We start from the raw sequence: 18,437 nt of genomic DNA on the forward strand, positions 1-18,437 counted from the left end.
CTTGCGGCCGACCCGGAGGGTGAGCGTCTTGGTCTTGGCTGCGGGCAGCGGCTTGGCGTACCAGAACTGCACCAGCCGGCGGCGCCACTGCGTGACCGGCAGGTCGCGCGGCACCTCGACGGCGAGGGTGGCCCGGCGCGGGGTCGCACCGGGCACGTCGAGCAGCCAGTGCACGCGCCACTCGCCGGCGGCGAGGGGGACGGCCTGCTCGAAGCGGCCGGTGGCGGGGTCGACGTCGGTGGTGTACTCCTCGCGATGTCCCTCGGCGTCGGTGAGCCGGATCAGCAGCCGCTCGCCGGAGGGGTCGAGGCCGCGCAGGGTGCCGCTCAGGAGAAGGCGGGAGGGGTCCTCGGGGGACCAGCGGACCTCGTCGGGTCTGAGTTCGCGCTTGAGCCGGGAGACGGGCGCGCCGGTCTTCACGCTGAGGTTGCCGCGCGGGGTGAAGTAGGCCCGGACGGGGCGGAGCTGGGTGCCGTCGCGCAGTTCGTGGTCCGCGGGCGCGGTGTCGAGGTCCTCGGAACGGGAGCCGATCCGGGCCTCCTTGGTGAGGCCCGCGGTGGTGAGGGAGACGAAAGCATCCCAGGTGCCGGCCGGGAGCGCCGTGCCACCGGCGGCGGTCAGCAGGGGGAGGACGAGCGGAGCGCCGGGATCCAGGGGGATCCGGTGCTCGGTGTCGCCGTCCCGCTCGCGCAGGACGAGCGTGGTGCTCGGCTCCTGTCGGTCGACGCGGTGGAACCGTGCCGTTCCCTCGATGCGCAGGGTGCCGGTGGCCGGGTCGAGGTGGAGACGGCGGAGGTCCTGGCGGATGGTGACCTGGTCGGTGTAGTCGTAGACGGCGTCCGGGATCTTGACGGTGTCGTCGCGGAAGTACGGGTAGTGGGCGTACGCCCGGCCGTCCTCGACGGTGACGTCGAAGACGCGCTCGGCGGCGGGGACCTCGTTGAACCGGCGGACGGTGAGCAGTTCGTCGAGCATGCCGTGCCGCACGAGGTGGCACTGGAGGCGCAGCATGGCGGGGAGCCGGGCGGCGAGTGCGTCGGTGTAGTACGCGTCGAAGAGCGGGCGGAGGTCCGCGACGATGCGTTCCTGCTCCGCCCGGCTTTCGAGCTGGGGGAGCCGGCGCAGCACCCAGGGGAGTTCGGTGTCGAGGTGACGGTGCAGCAGATGATCGCGCTGCGGGCCCTCGGGTACCTCGTCGGCGACCAGCGGCATCATGTGCTGGAGCACACGGACGCGCGAGTCCAGTTCCTTGACGGTCTTGGTGCTGTTGCCGCCGTCGTCGCGGTGCACCCAGTAGACGCAGTCGTAGTCGGCGACCACGGATATGCCGGCGGCGCGCAGATAGGCGAGTGCGGTGAAAGGCTGGTCCTCGCCGACTTTCAGATCGTGCCCGAAGCGGAGCCCGTGCTTCTCGATCAGCTCGCGGCGGAAGAGCTTCATCGGATTGAGCGTCCAGTAGACGCGGGAGGAGAAGACATCGGTTTTCTCCTCGCTCTTCTTGTACATGGTGGGCGATTTACGGCCGCCGACACCGATGGTCTTGCCGAGGACGACATCGGTGCCATTGCGGTCGGCCGCGCCGACCATGCGTTCCAGGGCTTCGGGACCCAGGTAGTCGTCGGCGTCGAGGAAGAAGACGAAACGGCCGCGGGCGTGATCGAGAGCCCGGTTCCGGGGACCGGCGGCGCTGCCGGAGTTCTCCTGATGGAGGACGGTGATGGTGGCGGGGTGTTCCGCCGCCAGTCGGTCGAGTTCCGCACCGGTGGTGTCGGTGGAGCCGTCATTGACAGCGATGATCTCCAGCCGGTCGCGGCCGATGCTCTGTTCCAGAGCGGAGGTGACGCTCTTGGTGAGGTACGGCATGGCGTTGTATGCGGCGATGATGACGCTGACGTCCGGCGTGTGACCGGTTTGTGTACTCATCGTAGGCCCATCAGGGTATGAATGAATAGCATCTGAAAATGTGAAGACTGTTCGGTGAAGCCTACCGGCCGCAGTCATCCCGACACACCTCGGAGACGGGAATCAGCCGGTGCACCGGGCCGTCCGGGCGCACACTGAACGGCATGATCGAGACAGTGCATACCCCGGTGGGGGAGGCCCGGATCACCTGGCACCGGGCGGCGCGGGCCCGTACCGTCCTGGCGCTCGGGCACGGCGCGGGCGGCGGTATCGAGGCGCGGGACCTGGCGGCCCTGGCGGCGGCGTTGCCGGACCGGGGGGTGACCGTGGCGCTGGTGGAGCAGCCGTGGCGGGTGGCGGGCAAACGGGTCGCTCCCGCGCCCAGGACCCTGGACGCCGCCTGGCGGGAGCTGTGGCCGGCGCTGAAGGGCATGGAACTGCCGGTCGTCGCCGGTGGCCGCAGCGCCGGTGCCCGGGTGGCCTGCCGCACGGCGACGGAACTCGGCGCCCACGCGGTGCTCGCGCTCTCCTTCCCCCTCCACCCGCCGGGGCGGCCGGAGCGGTCCCGTGCGGACGAACTCGCGGCGGTGACGGTGCCGTTGCTGGTGGTCCAGGGCGGCAAGGACCCCTTCGGCAGTCCCGGTGAGTTCCCGGAGGGGACGAAGGTGACGGAGATCCCGCACGCGGGCCACGCCTTCACGGTCCCGAAGTCGGCCCCGGTGAGCCAGGCGGACACGCTGGACGCGGTGGTCCGCGCGGTGGCCGGGTGGCAGCCCCTGCAGGGCGGGCGGTGAGATGCGCACGCCGGTGACACGCGCCACGCACGCGGGCGCACCAGGACGCGGCCCCTCGGATGAACCGGCGACAGCCGGGGTAGGCGGGCCGTCATGACCGCATTCGGCAGAAGGTTCCGCGCGCGAGATCTCGACCGGGTACTGTTCGCCCGCCTGGCCGCTGCCCGGCCGCGCGGCGTGCACAGCGTGCTGCCCCGCATCAGCCGGGCCGCCGACCACGGTGTGCTGTGGGCCGGGACCGCGGCGGCCCTCGGAGTGCTGGGCGGGCGCAGCGCACGGCGCGGTGCCCTGCGCGGCCTCGGCTCGCTGGCCGTCGCCTCCGCCGTGAGCAACCTGATCGCCAAGCCCACCACCCGGCGGACCCGGCCCGTCATCGACCAGGTACCGGTGGCCCGGCGGCTGCGCCGCACGCCGCACACCACCTCGTTCCCGTCCGGGCACTCCGCCTCGGCCGCCGCGTTCACCTTCGGGGTCGCGCTGGAGTCGCCGCGCGCCGCGCTGCTGGTGGCGCCGCTGGCCGGGGCCGTCGCGCTGTCGCGGGTGTACGTCGGGGTGCACTACCCGAGCGACGTCCTGGCCGGGGTGGCGATCGGCGCCGCTGCCGCCGCCCTGACCTCGCACTGGTGGCCCACCCGGCCCGAGACGCCCGCCATCGCCGTACGGCCGCGGCTGCCCGCACCCGCCCTGGCGGAGGGGGCAGGCGTCTCGCTGATCGTCAACCCGGGCTCCGGGTTCAACGGCCGGGTGGCGGACGAACTGCGGGAACTGCTGCCCCAGGCCGACCTCCGCACCCTGGAGCCCGACGACGACCTGGTGGAGCTGCTGGACGACGCCGCCGAACGGGCCGCACGGGACGGTGGCGCGCTCGGGGTGTGCGGCGGCGACGGCACCGTCAACGCGGCGGCGGGCGCGGCCGTACGGCACGGGGTGCCGCTCGCGGTCTTCCCCGGCGGAACGTTCAACCACTTCGCCGCCGACCTCGGCATCGAGACGGTGTCCGAGGTCGCCGAGGCCCTCCGGGCGGGCGACGCGGTCCGCGTCGACCTCGGCCGGGCCGCCTCCACGGACGGGTCACGGGAGAAGATCTTCCTCAACACCTTCAGCCTCGGCGTCTACCCCGAACTGGTGCACCGCCGCGAGAAACTGGAGAAGTGGCTCGGCAAGTGGCCCGCGCTGGCCGTCGCCCTGGCCACCGTGCTCGCCACGAGCCGCCCCAGCACGGTGGTGATCAACGGCACCGAGCGCCGGCTGTGGCTGCTGTTCGCGGGGAACGGCGTCTACCACCCCGCCGGGTTCGCCCCCACCCACCGGCCCAGCCTCGACGACGGCCTGCTCGACATCCGGACGGTGGACGGCTCGCTGCCCCTGGCCCGCGTCCGGCTGCTGCTCGCGGTGCTCACCGGGACGCTCCACAACTCCCGCGTCCTGGTCACCGCCCAGGTGCCGCGGCTGCGGCTGGAGACGGCGGAGCGGCAGGTGCTGTTCGCGTACGACGGGGAGGTCAGGGAACTGTCCACCGGCGGCCTGGTCCTGGGCAAACGCCGCCAGGCACTCACGGTCTACCGCCCGGCGGGCCCGGTGGACGGCGTCTCGCAGGGCTGAGCGGGGACCAGGCGGAAGCGTCCGGACCGGCTCGGGCCGGGCCCGTCATCAGCGTGCACCTTGTTCCGAAGCCGTCGGTGTCCGGATGATTGTTCGTGGGATCAGCTCGGTCTTTCCTGGCCGAGCCCACGCAATGGAGTGGAGCTTCCATGGGCCTTGCGGTCTACATCGAAGATCAGAATCATCAGCGGGTTCATGCAGGCAGGCAAGCCGGGGCGCACCTCGAAGCGATCTTGCCACACGTTGATGCCGATGCCCTTCTGGCGGGAGTTCATCCTCACGGTGACACGATGTTCAACTCTCCCCAGTTGTTGCGGGTAATGGGTGAGATCGACCTCTTGCTGGAGCGGAATTTCGACGCAAAGGGCGATGCCGCGGAGTTCAAGTCCATTCTGGACGAGGTGGTCAGGAGCAGGGGTTATCTGTGGATCTCCGGTGATTGACGTGATGCGATCCCAGCGGGCCGCCCCGTTCACAAGCTTCGGAGGGAGAGAAACCCGGGGGTGTGTGACCTCGCTCGTGGCATAGGTTGGGGAGGCAAGACTGGAGCGAGTCGTGAGGGTGTACGTCGGTGGGTGCGGTGCGGCAGGGGGTTTTCGGGGCTCGGCGGGTGGTTGTCAAGGTGGGGTCCTCGTCGTTGACGACGGCCGCCGGGGGGCTTGACGCCGACCGGGTGGACGCGCTCGTCGATGTGCTGGTGAAGCAGGAGGACCGGCAGATCGTCCTGGTGTCCTCCGGCGCCATCGCCGCCGGGCTCGCGCCGCTCGGGTTCGCGCGGCGGCCCTCCGATCTGGCGCGGCAGCAGGCCGCCGCCAGTGTCGGGCAGGGGCTGCTGCTGGCCCGGTACACCGCCTCGTTCGCCCGGTACGGGCGGCGGGTCGGGCAGGTGCTGCTCACTTCGAACGACACCAGCCGGCGCGCGCACTACCGCAACGCCTACCGCACGCTCGACGAGCTGCTGGAGCTGGGGGTCGTGCCCGTCGTCAACGAGAACGACACGGTCGCCACCGACGAGATCAGGTTCGGCGACAACGACCGGCTCGCCGCGCTCGTGGCGCATCTGGTGCGGGCCGATCTGCTCGTGCTGCTCTCCGACGTGGACGGGCTCTACGACGGCGATCCGCGCAAGCCCGGGACACGGCGGATCGAGGAGGTGGCCGGGCCGGAGGATCTGGCGGGGGTCGAGATCGGGAAGGCCGGGAAGTCCGGGGTGGGGACCGGCGGGATGGTCACCAAGGTCGAGGCCGCCTCCATCGCCACCGAGGCCGGGATCCCCGTGGTGCTGACCTCCGCCGGGCACGCCGGGGAGGCGCTGGCCGGGGCCGCCACCGGGACGTACTTCCGGGCCACCGGGCGGCGCTCGGCGGGGCGGCTGCTGTGGCTGGCGCACGCCTCCGTGCCCCGGGGCGCCGTCGTCCTGGACGACGGCGCGGTGCGGGCGGTCACCGAGCGGGGCAGTTCGCTGCTGCCGGCCGGGATCACCGCGGTCGAAGGGGAGTTCACGGCCGGAGAACCGATCGAACTGCGTGACGCCGCCGGGCAGGCCGTCGCCCGCGGTCTGGTCAACTTCGACGCCCGCGAGATCCCCCAGCTCATCGGCCGCTCCACCCGGGAACTGGCCCGGGAACTGGGGCCCGCCTACGAACGCGAGGTCGTTCACCGTGATGACCTTGTGCTGATGCGGGCATAAGCCTTTCCGGCAAGGATCCCGGAAACGGCCCCACGGCCGTCCATGAGCTGGTCAACTTTGAGACGCGGTCCTCGCGTGTCGGGCCGGCCACATGTCAGTACCACGTCAGGAGGCTGCCGGTGAGACGACTGGCCAGCGTCGGAGAGCAGCGCGAGCAGGGCGTCACCCGGAACACCGCCGGGGAGCGGGAGGCCGCCCGCTTGTGGCACATCACCCTCAGCGTCGCCGGGAGCGCGGTCCCGCTGGGTGAGGTGCGCGGCGGTCTTGAGCGGCTGGCGCACGACCATCCGTTCCTGCTGACCAGCCGGTACGCGAGCGATCACGCCGAGATCCGGTACTGGGAGGAGGCCCGCGACCTGCACGACGCCGCCGCCGTGGCGCTGCGGCTGTGGGGCGAGCACCGGCGGACCGCGCGGCTCCCGGCCTGGGAGATCGTCGGCCTGGAGGTGATCGGCCGGGAGACCTACCAGCAGCGGATCGCGGAGGGCTGCGGCCCGGCCAGGGCCGTACCCGTCGGGGTGCACCCCTTCTGACCGGACTGTGGACGCCCGGCGGGACGGGGTGAGCGCGCCGTTACGCTGGTGGCATGAGCAGCGTCGTGGATTCCCCTGTCATCGCTACCGCCCGGCGGGCCCGGGAGGCCGCCGCCGAGCTGGCTCCGCTGCCGCGCGCCGTGCGCGACCGGGCGCTGCTGGCCATCGCGGACGCCCTGGAGGCGCGGGCGCAGGAGATCGTCACCGCCAACGGGGAGGACATCGAGCGGGCGCGCGCCGCGGGCACCGCCCCCGGCATCATCGACCGGCTGACCCTGACCCCGCAGCGGGTGGCCGCCATCGCCTCCGACGTACGGGACGTGGTGGCGCTGCCCGACCCGGTGGGCGAGGTGGTGCGCGGCTCCACGCTGCCGAACGGTCTGGAGCTGCGCCAGGTGCGGGTGCCGCTCGGGGTGGTCGGGATCATCTACGAGGCCCGGCCGAATGTGACGGTGGACGCCGCCGCGCTCTGTCTGAAGTCGGGGAACGCGGTGCTGCTGCGCGGTTCCTCCTCCGCCTACTCCTCCAACACGGCCATCGTGGGGGTGCTGCGGGACGCGGTGGTCTCCGCCGGGGTGCCGGCCGACGCCGTCCAGCTGGTGCCCGGGGAGAGCCGGGAGTCGGTGCGGGAGCTGATGACCGCGCGCGGGCTCGTCGACGTGCTCATCCCGCGCGGCGGGGCGTCGCTGATCCGCACCGTCGTCAGCGAGTCGACGGTGCCGGTCATCGAGACCGGGGTCGGCAACTGCCACGTGTACGTGGACGAGAGCGCCGACCTGGACATGGCCGTCAGGATCCTGGTGAACTCCAAGGCCCAGCGGCCCTCGGTGTGCAACTCCGCCGAGACGGTGCTGGTGCACGCGGCCGTCGCCGAGCGGTTCCTGCCGCTCGCGCTCGGCGCCCTGGCGGAGGCCGGGGTCACGGTGCACGGGGACGCGGCCTGGTGCAAGGCGGGGGAGCAGGCCGGTGTCGCGGTGACCGAGGCCACCGACGAGGACTGGGCGGCCGAGTATCTGAGCCTGGACATCGCCGCCGCCGTCGTGGACGACCTGGACGCGGCCGTGGCGCACATCCGGCGGTGGACCAGCGGGCACACCGAGGCCATCGTGGCCCGGGACACGGGTGCGGTGCGGCGGTTCGTCGCGCGGATGGATTCGGCGACCGTGATGGTCAACGCCTCCACGCGGTTCACGGATGGCGGACAGTTCGGCTTCGGCGCCGAGATCGGCATCTCGACCCAGAAGCTGCACGCCAGGGGCCCGATGGGGCTGCCGGAGCTGACCTCGACGACGTATGTGGTCACCGGGGACGGTCACACCCGCGAGTGAATTACGAGCGACCCTCCCCCCGCGCCGCCAATCCGCCTACGCTGGGATGCGTGCCGGATGACGTGGGGGGCCTGCCGTTCCCGGACGGAGACAGGCCAGACAACCAGGAACGCGGCGCCGCCGATGAGGTCTTCACCTCGGTGGTGCTCGACGACGCATTTGTCCAAGCCGCCGAGATCCATGAGCCGACCGCCGCGGAGCGGATTCTGTACGCCGCGCTGGAACGGGCGGAGTCCGAAGCCGCCGAAGCGCAGGGGCTGTACGGCGAGCACGATGACGACGAGGGGCGCTTCGACCGCTCCGACTATCTGCGCTACCTCCCGCCCGACGAGGAGGACGAGGAGCCGGCCCGTACCAGCGAGGTGGCGGTCCCGCCGCCCGTTCCCGGGCCCGCCATAGCCGGGCCCGCGCAGAGCGGTCCGCCGCCCGCCTGGCGGCCGGTGCGCTGGCAGCGGCCGGTGGCCTGTGTGCTGGCCGTGGTGATGGGGATCAGCGTGATCGCCTTCGCGCTCATAGCCGTTCAGCGATCGGGCGATCAGGACCTGCTGCCGCCGGCGAGCGAGCAGGACGAGCCGGAGGAGGGCTTGTAAAGGGCGGGTAAGGGGTGTTGGCCGTCCGCCGGTGACCGTACGCTGGACGGGTGGCCGGGCGTTCGGACCCCGGGGGGCTCCCGGGCAGCGGGGACGAGGAATACGCATCCACCGTCTTCGACGAGTCATTTGTCAATGCCGCACGCCTCCAGGAGTTCTCGGCACGGGAGCGGCTGGAGGACCACGGTGCGGCAGTGCGCAGCCGCCCTCCGGAGGAGCGCAGGAGAGTGCCGCGGCAGGGGCTGGCGCTCGGGGTGATCATTCTGCTGGCCTTCGGCGCCGCCCTCTATCTGGGGAACGGCGCCCCGTACGGGCGCGGGGGGACGCAGGTCCTCCAGCCGCCGCTGTCCACGCTGGTGCCGCTGGCCCCGGCCGGTGTGGTGCCCGGTTCGGTGGACACGGCCGAGCTGTTCGAGACCAGCCCGGCGCGGGACTTCGGCTCCGGTCCGGCCGGGGTGCTGCTGCCCGACGCGCGGGCCACCGCGCACTTCACCCGCGAACAGGTGCTGACGGCGCTGACGCTGGCGAAGGAGTACATCGCGGCCAGCGCGCTCACCCACGACGTGCTGACCGGGACGACGGTGGTGCCGGTGCGCGACCTGCTGGATCCGCAGCAGCGGCGGCAGCTGGACCGGGCGGTCGCGGGCGGCTCGGCGGCGGCCCCGCTGACGGCCTGGCTGGTGAGTTTCGACCCGCAGGAGGTCGAACTGGCCGATCCGCGAGTGCGGGTGGAGGGCACCTTCTCGTTCGCGGAGAGCGCGGAGGACGTGCTCCAGGTGACGGCGCGCCATGTCACGGTGTACGCGGTCCGGCCGGCCGGGGCGGGCCCGCAGGAGCCGGCCACGCTGCTGACGGTGCGGCGCGAGGTGGAGATGCTCTTCGGGGAGCAGGGCATCGAGGAGCGGACCGTGATCCTGCGGCAGGCGGATCTGCTGGCCGGGCCGATGGACTGCGGCGCCGATCCGGACGGCCCGCTGCGGCCGTTGTTCGCCGGGGAGCGGGCCGGTGACTCCCAGCCGGCCGGCACCGATCCGTACACCGCCGATGCCGACCACATTCCGCTGTGCGGGGCGCTGGACGCTACGGCGCTGCCGAGTCCTGACCCGGCTCGCGAGGCGGGGCTTTTCTAGTACCGGTGCGGCCGGTGGCGAAGTCGCGGAGCTTGCCGCCGAGGTCGCCCGCCCCGCCCGCGACGTCCGAGACCAGCTTCATGAGCGGGTCCTTGCTGTTCTTCACCGCCTGGGCGTAGTGGCCCGCCGAGTCCCGGACGGAGCCGCTGACGGAGGCGTCCGCGTCGGTGTCGCGGCGCGGGTAGTGGCCGTCCATGATGCGCTGGTAGTCGCGGCTGGCGGCCCAGCGGTGCAGTTCGGCGGCGCGGACGGCGGCGAACGGGTGGGTGCGTGGCAGGACGTTGAGGATCTTCAGCACCGAGTCGCGCAGATCGCCGCCCGCCTCGTACTCCTTGGCCTGGTCGAGGAACGCGTCGACGTTCATGTGGTGCAGGTTGTTGCCGCCGGCGAGCTTCATCAGGCCGCGCAGGGAAGCCTGCGGGTCCTGGCCGACGAGCAGTCCGGCGCGGTCGGCGGAGAGTTCGGACTTGCGGAACCATTCGCGCAGCGCCGTGACGATGCCCATGATGGCGATGTTGCCCAGCGGGATCCACGCCACCCGGACGGCGATGCTGGTGAGGAAGAGCAGGATGGTGCGGTAGACGGCGTGCCCGGACAGGGCGTGGCCGACCTCGTGGCCGATGACGGCGCGCATCTCGTCCTCGTCGAGGAGTTCGACGAGCCCGGTGGTGAGCACGATGATGGGCTGGTCCAGGCCGATGCACATGGCGTTGGGCTTCGGGTCCTGGCTGACGTACATCGGCGGGACGGTGTCCAGGTCCAGCGTGTCGCAGGCGTCCAGGAGGAGTTGGTGCAGGTGGGCGAACTGCCGCTCGTCCACGCGGACCGAGTCGGACAGGAACATCAGCCGCAGGCTGCGCTCGGGCAGCATGCCGCTGAGCGCCTTGAAGACGGTGTCGAAGCCGGTCAGCTTGCGCAGCGCGACCAGGGCCGAGCGGTCGGCGGGGTGTTCGTAGGCGCGGGAGGATATGCCGGGGAACCGGCGGCGGTTCCGGCCGGGGAGCCGCTCGCGGTTGAGGGCTGCGGGGTCGGGCGTTGCCTCGTCGGATCCGGTGTCGTCGCTCATCGGGCCCCCTCATGACGTCTGGTGTGAGCGCCGTCCGGCCCGGCCTTCCGCACCGCGGGGCACCCCCAGTGGTGGGGGCGGGAGGCCGTGGCGGACGCGTCCGCTTACGATGAGCCTACGTCCCAGCCGTCTCGTTCCGGATAGGTCCGTTCATGAACCTGCCCAGCAGCACCGCCGAAGCCCTGACCACACTCGCGAGCGAGGGCGGCGGGCACGACAGCCTCAACCCGTACTTCATCGGCGCCGGCACGCTCGCGGGGCTGCTGGTGCTCCTGTGGATCACCACCCGTCTCAACCGCGACCGCTGAGCCGTACGGCCTCAGCGGCAACCACCAGCGAGGGTCGGCTTATGGGAGACGGGATAACTGCCGGGAGGCGGCGGCTCGGTGTGATGGGCGGGACGTTCGACCCGGTCCATCACGGCCACCTGGTCGCCGCCAGTGAGGTGGCGGCCCGGTTCCACCTCGACGAGGTCGTCTTCGTGCCGACCGGGCAGCCGTGGCAGAAGGAGCACCGGCAGGTCTCGGCCGCCGAGGACCGCTATCTGATGACGGTCATCGCGACCGCGTCCAATCCGCAGTTCTCGGTGAGCCGTATCGACATCGACCGCGGCGGCAAGACGTACACCATCGACACGCTGCGGGAACTGCGGGAACTCCACCGGGACGCGGATCTCTTCTTCATCACCGGCGCGGACGCGCTCGCCCAGATCCTCACCTGGCGGGACGCCCCGGAGCTGTTCTCGCTCGCCCATTTCATCGGTGTCACCCGCCCGGGTCACACCCTCGCCGATCCCGGGCTGCCCAACGGCGGGGTCTCGCTGGTGGAGGTGCCCGCGCTGGCGATCTCCTCCACCGACTGCCGCGAGCGGGTCGCCCGGGGTGATCCGGTCTGGTATCTGGTGCCGGACGGGGTGGTGCGCTACATCAACAAGCGCGCCCTCTACCGGGACCGGGACCTTGACCTTCCGGAGCGGACAGGCTGAACCGGCTGAGGGACTGAAGGGCGGCACGGGTGAACGACCGACAGGATCCGTACGGGCAGATCTACGGCTACGACGCGTACGGGCGCCCCCTGTACCAGCCGGAGGAGGATCCGCAGCCGTACTACCAGCAGCCGCAGGACCAGTCGGGTTACCAGCAGCAGCCCTATCCGCAGCATCCGGACGCTCCCCAGCATCCGCAGCAGCAGGGGTACCCGGGGTACGAGCCGTATCAGCAGCCCCAGGGGTACCAGGACGCCCAGGGGTACGACGGCTATCAGCAGCAGGCGTACGACTGGGGGAGCGGCCAGCAGCCGCGGATCACCGACACCTACCCGCCGCACGAGGGCTATCCGCAGGGGTACGGGTACGACACCGGGGAGCAGCCGCCGGTGGCCGCCCCGCCCGCCGGGGCGCCGGACGCGGCGGCGGGGGGCGCGCCGGTCCAGGGCGTGCCGCAGCAGCGGCGGCCGGAGGCCGGGTACGGCGCCGGGGCGGACCCGGAGCAGGACCCCGCCGCCCCGGGGCACGGGCCCGGCGGGGAGCCGGGCGCGGAGGACAAGGAGTACGCCACCGAGCAGTTCGCCTTCATCGAGGAGGAGAACACCGACTCGGAGGACGTGATCGACTGGCTGAAGTTCAGCGAGAGCCGCACCGAGCGCCGCGAGGAGGCCAAGCGGCGCGGCCGGGGGCGGGTCAGGCTGCTGGTGATCGTGCTGGTGCTGGCGCTCATCGGCGGGGTCGGGGCGCTGTGGGCGACCGACCGGCTGCCGTTCCTGTCCGGGCCGGGGGCCGGGGACGGGGCGACGGAGGAAGCCCAGAAACGCGATGTGATCATCGTGCATCTGCGGGAGCTGGACGGCGAGACCGCCTCCACCGCCCTGCTGGTCGCCAACGAGACCACCGGCGGCGGGTACACCGTGCTGCTGCCCGGCGATCTGACCATCACCCCGGACGGCGGTACCACCACGCTGGGCCAGGCCGTCACCCAGGAGGCGGCAGGGTCGGTACGGGAGGCGGCCGGCGCGCTGCTGGGCGCCGACATCAAGGGAACGTGGCGGCTGGGCACCCCCTATCTGGAGACCCTGGTCGACCTGCTCGGCGGGATCACCGTCACCACGGACGTCGAGGTGCCCGGCGCCAAGGAGGACGAGCCGGTGGTGCCGCTGGGCGACAACGTCTCGCTCAGCGGCGAGGCCGCCGTCGCGTACGCCACGCACCGGGAGCCGGACGAGCCGGAGAACGCGCGCCTTGAGCGGTTCGGCCAGGTCCTCGCCGGGATCCTGGCCAAGATGCCGACCGGGGAGGACGGCGCGACCCGGACCATCCACGCGGTCGGGCTGATCGCCGACCCCTCGCTGTCCGAGGAGGAGCTGGCGCTGAGCCTGGCCCAGCTGGGCGGCTACGCGCAGGACGGGGCGTACGAGACCGTCCTGCTGCCGGTGGAGACCGACGGCACGCTCAGCGCCGAGACCGCCGAGGGCCTGGTGATGGACGTGCTGGGCGGCACGGTGGTGAACGCCGACCCGGGGGCCGCGCTGCGGATCTCGGTCACCGACGCGACCGGCGGCGCGGAGGGCGGGGAGATGGCCCGGGTGGCGCTGATCAACGGCGGCTTCTCGGTGGTCGACAGCCGGACGGCGGAAGAGGCGAGCGAGACCTCGCGGGTGATGTACGGGGCGGAGGAGCACCGGGAGACGGCGCTGGAGGCGGCCAGGACGCTGGGCCTGCCGGAGGACGTGGTGGGGGCAGGGAACGGCGCGCCCAACGCCGATGTGACGATCATCCTGGGTGAGGATTACGGAGAGTAGCGGCGGGCCCGGGCTCAGGGGAGAACCGGGCCGAGCCTGTCAGTGGGCCGTGAGACCCTTGGGAGGACATCGTCGGAGAAATCCACTGACGCTGCCGAACCACCACCGCCGCCGTAACGATGGAGAAGCTTCGCCTGTGACCGCAACGGATCGCGCCACCGAGCTGATCGAGGCCGCCGCCCAGGCCGCGGCCGACAAGCTGGCGCACGACATCGTCGCCTACGACGTCAGTGACGTCCTCGCCATCACCGACGCCTTCCTGCTCGCCTCCGCGCCGAACGACCGGCAGGTCAAGGCGATCGTGGAGGGCGTCGAGGAGAAGCTGAACAAGGAGCTGGGCGCCAAGCCGGTGCGCCGCGAGGGCGAGCGCGACGGCCGCTGGGTGCTGCTCGACTACGTGGACATCGTGGTGCATGTGCAGCACGCCGAGGAGCGGGTGTTCTACGCGCTGGAGCGGCTGTGGAAGGACTGCCCGCAGCTCGACCTGCCCGCGGACGCCCTGGCCACCCGCGGCAAGGCGGCGGCGCACGCCGGTGAGGGCGCCGGGGCGGACGGGGAGACGGCACCGGGCGGTGAGTTCAGCTGAGCGCCGCGCGCGGCCGGCGGATCGTGCTGTGGCGGCACGGGCAGACCGCCTGGAACCTGGAGAACCGCTTCCAGGGCACCCTGGACATCGAGCTGACCGAGACCGGTGTGGCCCAGGCCAAGCGGGCCGCGCGGCTGCTCGCCGGGCTGTCCCCGCACGCGATCATCGCCTCCGACCTGCGCCGTACGGCGGCCACCGCCGCCGAGCTGGCGGCCGTCACCGGGCTGCCGGTCGCCCACGACGAGGCGCTGCGCGAGACGTACGCGGGCGAGTGGCAGGGGCTCACGCACGAGGAGATCAAGGCCCGCTTCGGCGAGCAGTACGCCGCCTGGAAGCGCGGCGAGCCGGTGCGGCGCGGCGGCGGTGAGCTGGAGACGGAGGTCGCCGACCGGGCGGCCCCGCTGGTGGAGCGCACCGTGGAGAAGCTGCCGCCGGACGGGGTGCTCGTCGTGGTCAGCCACGGCGGCACGATCCGTACCACCATCGGCCGGCTGATCGGTCTCGCGCCGCCCACCTGGGAGGCGCTGGGCGGGCTGGCCAACTGCTCCTGGTCGGTGCTGGGCGAGAGCGTGCGCGGCTGGCGGCTGCTGGAGCACAACGCGGGCTCGCTACCCGAGCCGGTCATCGGCGACGACGTCTGAGACGTCCCTTTCCCGACGCGCCCGCCGCCCCGGTCCGGGCCCGTACCGTCCGCCGGAATCGCACGCGGATCTCGAACGCGTCTCCCTTTGCACACGAGGTGTGACCAGGGCCTTATAGGGCCCGGTCCCCCCGTGGCACAATCGGGGAATGCCGGGCGAGGGGTCCCCGGCCTGGCCTGTCCGGCATTGACGGAGGCGTTTCCCTTGGGTGCCCACAGCAGAAAATGCGACTGGTGCGGCTGCGGTACGCCCATCGTCCGCGATCTCCAGCCCGTCAACACGAGCTACCAGTACTGGTGCGTGGAGTGCGCGCGGGCGCTCATCATCAAGGGCGACCCGATCGAGGTCTACCGCGAGCTGGAGGGCGAGCCGATCTACGGCCGACTGCTCGACGAGCACTGCGCGCTCAAGCGGTTCTACTCCTTCGCCAGCGCCTGACGAACCCCCGGACGGCGGCCCGCCGCAGCCGATTTGGCAAACCACCGGGGTTCATGTGTAGAGTAAGGGCATCGCCGCAAGGGGCCGGAAGGGAAACCGGAAGGAAGCCCGGCGGGGGACAACAGAACAAGGGGCTATAGCTCAGTTGGTAGAGCGCTTGCATGGCATGCAAGAGGTCAGGAGTTCAATTCTCCTTAGCTCCACACTCACCGAGCGGGCCATCCAGTTACTGGATGGCCCGCTTTCGGTTGTGGCCCGTGCGGTAGTCTGAGCCCATGCGTGCCGTACGCCTTCTGCTTAGCTGGCCGCGCTGAATCACCGCCGGCCCCCGCTGGTGCGCCGGGGCCGGAATCGGCGCGGCGGTCCCCTCCTGTGCGAGGGGTTTTTTCATGGCGTGGCAGAGACGATCCGATGGAGCTTCGAGGACCATGAGCGAGACACACAAGTACGACGCCGCCCTGGCAGCGGACATCGAGGCGCGCTGGCAGGACTACTGGGAGCAGCACGGCACGTACCGCACCCCGAACCCGTCCGGTGATCTCGCGGACGACCCGGCCCAGGCGGCCAAGCCCAAGAAGTTCATCATGGACATGTTCCCGTACCCCTCGGGTGCGGGGCTGCACGTCGGGCATCCGCTGGGCTACATCGCCACCGACGTGTACGCGCGCTTCCTGCGGATGAGCGGCCACAACGTGCTGCACACGCTGGGCTACGACGCGTTCGGGCTGCCGGCCGAGCAGTACGCTGTGCAGACCGGCACCCACCCGCGGGTGTCCACCGAGGCCAACATCGAGAAGTACGAGGGCCAGCTGCGCCGGCTGGGTCTGGGCTACGACAAGCGGCGTTCCATCGCCACCATCGACCCGGACTACTACCGCTGGACCCAGTGGATCTTCCTGCAGATCTTCAACTCCTGGTACGACACGGAGGCCGGGCGGGCCCGGCCGATCGCCGAGCTGGTCGCCGAGTTCGAGGCCGGCACCCGGGCCACCCCGGACGGCGAGCCGTGGAGCGAGCTGACGCCCGCGCAGCGCGCCGAGGTGCTGAGCGGGTACCGGCTGGCGTACGCCTCGGACGCGCCGGTCAACTGGTGCCCCGGCCTGGGCACCGTGCTGGCCAACGAGGAGGTCACCGCCGACGGGCGCTCCGAGCGCGGCAACTTCCCGGTCTTCAAGGCCAAGCTGCGCCAGTGGAACATGCGGATCACCGCCTACGCCGACCGGCTGGCCGACGATCTGGACACCGTCGACTGGCCCGAGGCCATCAAGCTCCAGCAGCGCAACTGGATCGGCCGCTCCGAGGGCGCGCGGGTCGACTTCGCGGTGGGTGAGCCGGGCGATGGGGGCACCGTCACGGTGTTCACGACGCGTCAGGACACGCTGTTCGGCGCGACGTACATGGTGCTGGCGCCCGAACACCACCTGATCGAGGCCATCGTGCCGGCGGCCTGGCCCGAGGGCACCCGCGAGGCCTGGACGGGCGGGCACGCCACGCCGGGCGCGGCGGTGGCCGCGTACCGCAAGCAGGCCGCCGCCAAGTCGGATGTGGAGCGGCAGGCGGACGCCAAGGTCAAGACCGGCGTGTTCACCGGCGCGTACGCCACCAACCCGGTCAACGGCGAGCGGATCCCGGTGTTCATCGCCGACTACGTCCTCATGGGCTACGGCACCGGCGCGATCATGGCCGTGCCGGCGCACGACAGCCGGGACTTCGCGTTCGCGCGCGCCTTCGAGCTGCCGATGCGCTGCGTGGTGGAGCCCACGGACGGCCGCGGCACGGACCCGGCGCAGTGGGACGACGCGTTCAACGCCAAGGAGGCGCGGCTGGTCAACTCGGCCGGCCCCGAGGTGTCGCTGGACGGCCTGACCGTGGAGGAGGCCAAGGCGACCGTCACCGCGTGGCTGGCCGAGCGCGGCCTGGGTGAGGGCACCGTCAACTACCGGCTGCGGGACTGGCTGTTCAGCCGCCAGCGGTACTGGGGCGAGCCGTTCCCCATCGTGTACGACGAGGACGGCATCGCGCACGCGCTGCCCGACTCGCAGCTGCCGCTGGAACTGCCGGAGGTGGAGGACTACGCGCCGCGCACCTTCGACCCGCAGGACGCCGACACCCAGCCGGAGACGCCGCTGTCCCGGAACCAGGAGTGGGTCAACGTCACCCTGGACCTGGGCGACGGGCGCGGTCCGCGGCCGTACCGGCGCGAAACCAACACCATGCCGAACTGGGCCGGTTCCTGCTGGTACCACCTGCGCTACCTGGACCCGCACAACGCCGAGCGGCTGGTGGACCCGGAGCTGGAGCGGTACTGGATGGGCCCGCGCGAGGGCATCCCGACCGGGGGCGTGGACCTGTACGTCGGCGGCGCGGAGCACGCGGTGCTGCACCTGCTGTACGCCCGGTTCTGGCACAAGGTGCTGTTCGACCTGGGGCATGTGTCCTCGGCCGAGCCGTACCACAAGCTGTTCAACCAGGGCATGATCCAGGCGTACGTCTACCGCGACGCGCGCGGCTTCCCGGTGCCGGCCGCCGAGGTCGAGGAGCGCGAGGGCGGCACGTACTGGTGGGGCGGTGAGCGGGTCACCCGCGAGCTGGGCAAGATCGGCAAGTCCCTGAAGAACGCGATCTCGCCCGACGACATCGCCGCCCAGTACGGCGCGGACACGCTGCGGCTGTACGAGATGGCGATGGGCCCGCTGGACGTCTCCCGGCCGTGGGAGACGCGGGCGGTCGTCGGGCAGTACCGGCTGCTCCAGCGGCTGTGGCGCAATGTGCTGGACGAGACCACCGGCGCCGTCACGGTGACCGAGGACGCCCCGGACGAGGAGACGCTGCGGGCGCTGCACCGGGCGGTGGACGGGGTGACCCGCGATCTGCACGGGCTGCGGTTCAACACGGCGATCGCCAAGATCACCGAGCTGAACAACCATGTGACCAAGCGGGGCGGCCCGGTGCCGCGCCAGGTCGCCGAGACGCTGGTGCTGCTGACGGCGCCGCTGGCCCCGCACATCGCCGAGGAGCTGTGGCACCGGCTGGGCCACGAGGGCAGTGTCGCCCACGCGGACTTCCCGGTGGCCGACCCGGCGTACGTGGTCGAGGAGACCGTCACGTGCGTCGTGCAGGTCAAGGGCAAGGTGAAGGCGCGGCTGGAGGTGCCGCCGCAGATCGCCGACGCGGAGCTGGAGGCGCTGGCGCTGGCCGACCCGGGTGTGGTGGCGGCGCTGGGCGGGGGCGCGGTGCGCAAGGTGATCGTGCGGGCGCCCAAGCTGGTGAACATCGTGCCCGCCTGACCGGGCGGACACGACGGCCGTAGGGGCGGGGCCGGGGCCGGAATCCGGGAGGGTTCC

At 71.9% G+C, this 18,437-nt stretch carries 17 protein-coding genes and 1 tRNA gene; 16 read left to right on the plus strand and 2 right to left on the minus strand.

Annotated features, from left to right (window positions below; all coding sequences use genetic code 11):
* A partial coding sequence (locus ACFV5N_RS01865; protein ID WP_385592653.1) for a glycosyltransferase family 2 protein occupies positions 1-1,923 on the minus strand: 1,923 nt, incomplete at its 3' end.
* 143 nt (positions 1,924-2,066) lie between these two features.
* Here ACFV5N_RS01865 and ACFV5N_RS01870 point away from each other — a divergent pair.
* From ACFV5N_RS01870 to ACFV5N_RS01905, 8 genes are all read left to right on the plus strand, one after another.
* Positions 2,067-2,696, plus strand: a complete 630-nt coding sequence (locus tag ACFV5N_RS01870) for an alpha/beta family hydrolase (protein WP_385592656.1) — start codon at positions 2,067-2,069, stop codon at positions 2,694-2,696.
* A 93-nt stretch (positions 2,697-2,789) separates the two neighbouring features.
* Positions 2,790-4,298 (plus strand): bifunctional phosphatase PAP2/diacylglycerol kinase family protein, encoded by a 1,509-nt coding sequence (locus ACFV5N_RS01875; RefSeq protein ID WP_385592658.1) that lies wholly within the window; start codon positions 2,790-2,792, stop codon positions 4,296-4,298.
* A gap of 149 nt (positions 4,299-4,447) precedes the next feature.
* Positions 4,448-4,741 (plus strand): hypothetical protein, encoded by a 294-nt coding sequence (locus ACFV5N_RS01880; protein ID WP_385592661.1) that lies wholly within the window; start codon positions 4,448-4,450, stop codon positions 4,739-4,741.
* A gap of 128 nt (positions 4,742-4,869) precedes the next feature.
* Positions 4,870-5,988, plus strand: coding sequence for a glutamate 5-kinase (gene proB, locus ACFV5N_RS01885; protein WP_385592664.1), 1,119 nt, complete (start codon positions 4,870-4,872; stop codon positions 5,986-5,988).
* 119 nt (positions 5,989-6,107) lie between these two features.
* A complete protein-coding gene (locus tag ACFV5N_RS01890; protein ID WP_385592667.1) occupies positions 6,108-6,521 on the plus strand; it encodes a hypothetical protein in 414 nt (137 codons plus the stop codon).
* A gap of 53 nt (positions 6,522-6,574) precedes the next feature.
* On the plus strand, positions 6,575-7,849 hold the full coding sequence (locus ACFV5N_RS01895) for a glutamate-5-semialdehyde dehydrogenase (protein ID WP_385592670.1): 1,275 nt from the start codon (positions 6,575-6,577) through the stop codon (positions 7,847-7,849).
* 50 nt (positions 7,850-7,899) lie between these two features.
* Positions 7,900-8,439, plus strand: a complete 540-nt coding sequence (locus ACFV5N_RS01900; RefSeq protein WP_385592673.1) for a hypothetical protein — start codon at positions 7,900-7,902, stop codon at positions 8,437-8,439.
* Between the two features lie 50 nt (positions 8,440-8,489).
* Positions 8,490-9,569: a hypothetical protein gene (locus tag ACFV5N_RS01905; protein ID WP_385592676.1), complete on the plus strand. Its 1,080-nt coding sequence runs from the start codon at positions 8,490-8,492 to the stop codon at positions 9,567-9,569.
* Here the strand turns inward: ACFV5N_RS01905 and ACFV5N_RS01910 are convergent.
* On the minus strand, positions 9,520-10,635 hold the full coding sequence (locus ACFV5N_RS01910) for a M48 family metallopeptidase (protein WP_385592679.1): 1,116 nt from the start codon (positions 10,633-10,635) through the stop codon (positions 9,520-9,522). The genes ACFV5N_RS01905 and ACFV5N_RS01910 overlap by 50 nt on opposite strands.
* Before the next feature lie 152 nt (positions 10,636-10,787).
* Between ACFV5N_RS01910 and ACFV5N_RS01915 the strand changes: the two genes are divergently transcribed.
* The 8 genes from ACFV5N_RS01915 (at position 10,788) to leuS (ending at position 18,380) form a co-directional block, all read left to right on the plus strand.
* Positions 10,788-10,943 (plus strand): hypothetical protein, encoded by a 156-nt coding sequence (locus ACFV5N_RS01915; RefSeq protein WP_385592682.1) that lies wholly within the window; start codon positions 10,788-10,790, stop codon positions 10,941-10,943.
* Positions 10,944-10,984: 41 nt separating this feature from the next.
* Positions 10,985-11,620, plus strand: coding sequence for a nicotinate-nucleotide adenylyltransferase (gene nadD / locus ACFV5N_RS01920; protein ID WP_385592685.1), 636 nt, complete (start codon positions 10,985-10,987; stop codon positions 11,618-11,620).
* 29 nt (positions 11,621-11,649) lie between these two features.
* Entirely contained in the window at positions 11,650-13,428 is a 1,779-nt protein-coding gene (locus ACFV5N_RS01925; protein WP_385592687.1) for an LCP family protein, read from the plus strand.
* Positions 13,429-13,564: 136 nt separating this feature from the next.
* Positions 13,565-14,014, plus strand: coding sequence for a ribosome silencing factor (rsfS, locus tag ACFV5N_RS01930; RefSeq protein WP_385592690.1), 450 nt, complete (start codon positions 13,565-13,567; stop codon positions 14,012-14,014).
* Between the two features lie 23 nt (positions 14,015-14,037).
* Positions 14,038-14,655 carry a histidine phosphatase family protein gene (locus ACFV5N_RS01935; protein ID WP_385592692.1) on the plus strand — a complete coding sequence of 206 codons (618 nt, stop codon included), beginning with the start codon at positions 14,038-14,040 and terminating at the stop codon, positions 14,653-14,655.
* A 204-nt stretch (positions 14,656-14,859) separates the two neighbouring features.
* Complete coding sequence (locus ACFV5N_RS01940) at positions 14,860-15,093, plus strand: hypothetical protein (RefSeq protein ID WP_026047268.1); 234 nt, start codon at positions 14,860-14,862, stop codon at positions 15,091-15,093.
* Positions 15,094-15,223: 130 nt separating this feature from the next.
* Positions 15,224-15,296: transfer RNA gene (locus tag ACFV5N_RS01945), tRNA-Ala, on the plus strand.
* A gap of 225 nt (positions 15,297-15,521) precedes the next feature.
* Complete coding sequence (gene leuS / locus ACFV5N_RS01950) at positions 15,522-18,380, plus strand: leucine--tRNA ligase (RefSeq protein WP_385592695.1); 2,859 nt, start codon at positions 15,522-15,524, stop codon at positions 18,378-18,380.
* Positions 18,381-18,437: the final 57 nt, after the last annotated feature.

The sequence above is a fragment of the Streptomyces sp. NPDC059853 genome (assembly GCF_042731495.1).
In the GTDB taxonomy this organism is placed as follows: Bacteria; Actinomycetota; Actinomycetes; order Streptomycetales; family Streptomycetaceae; genus Streptomyces.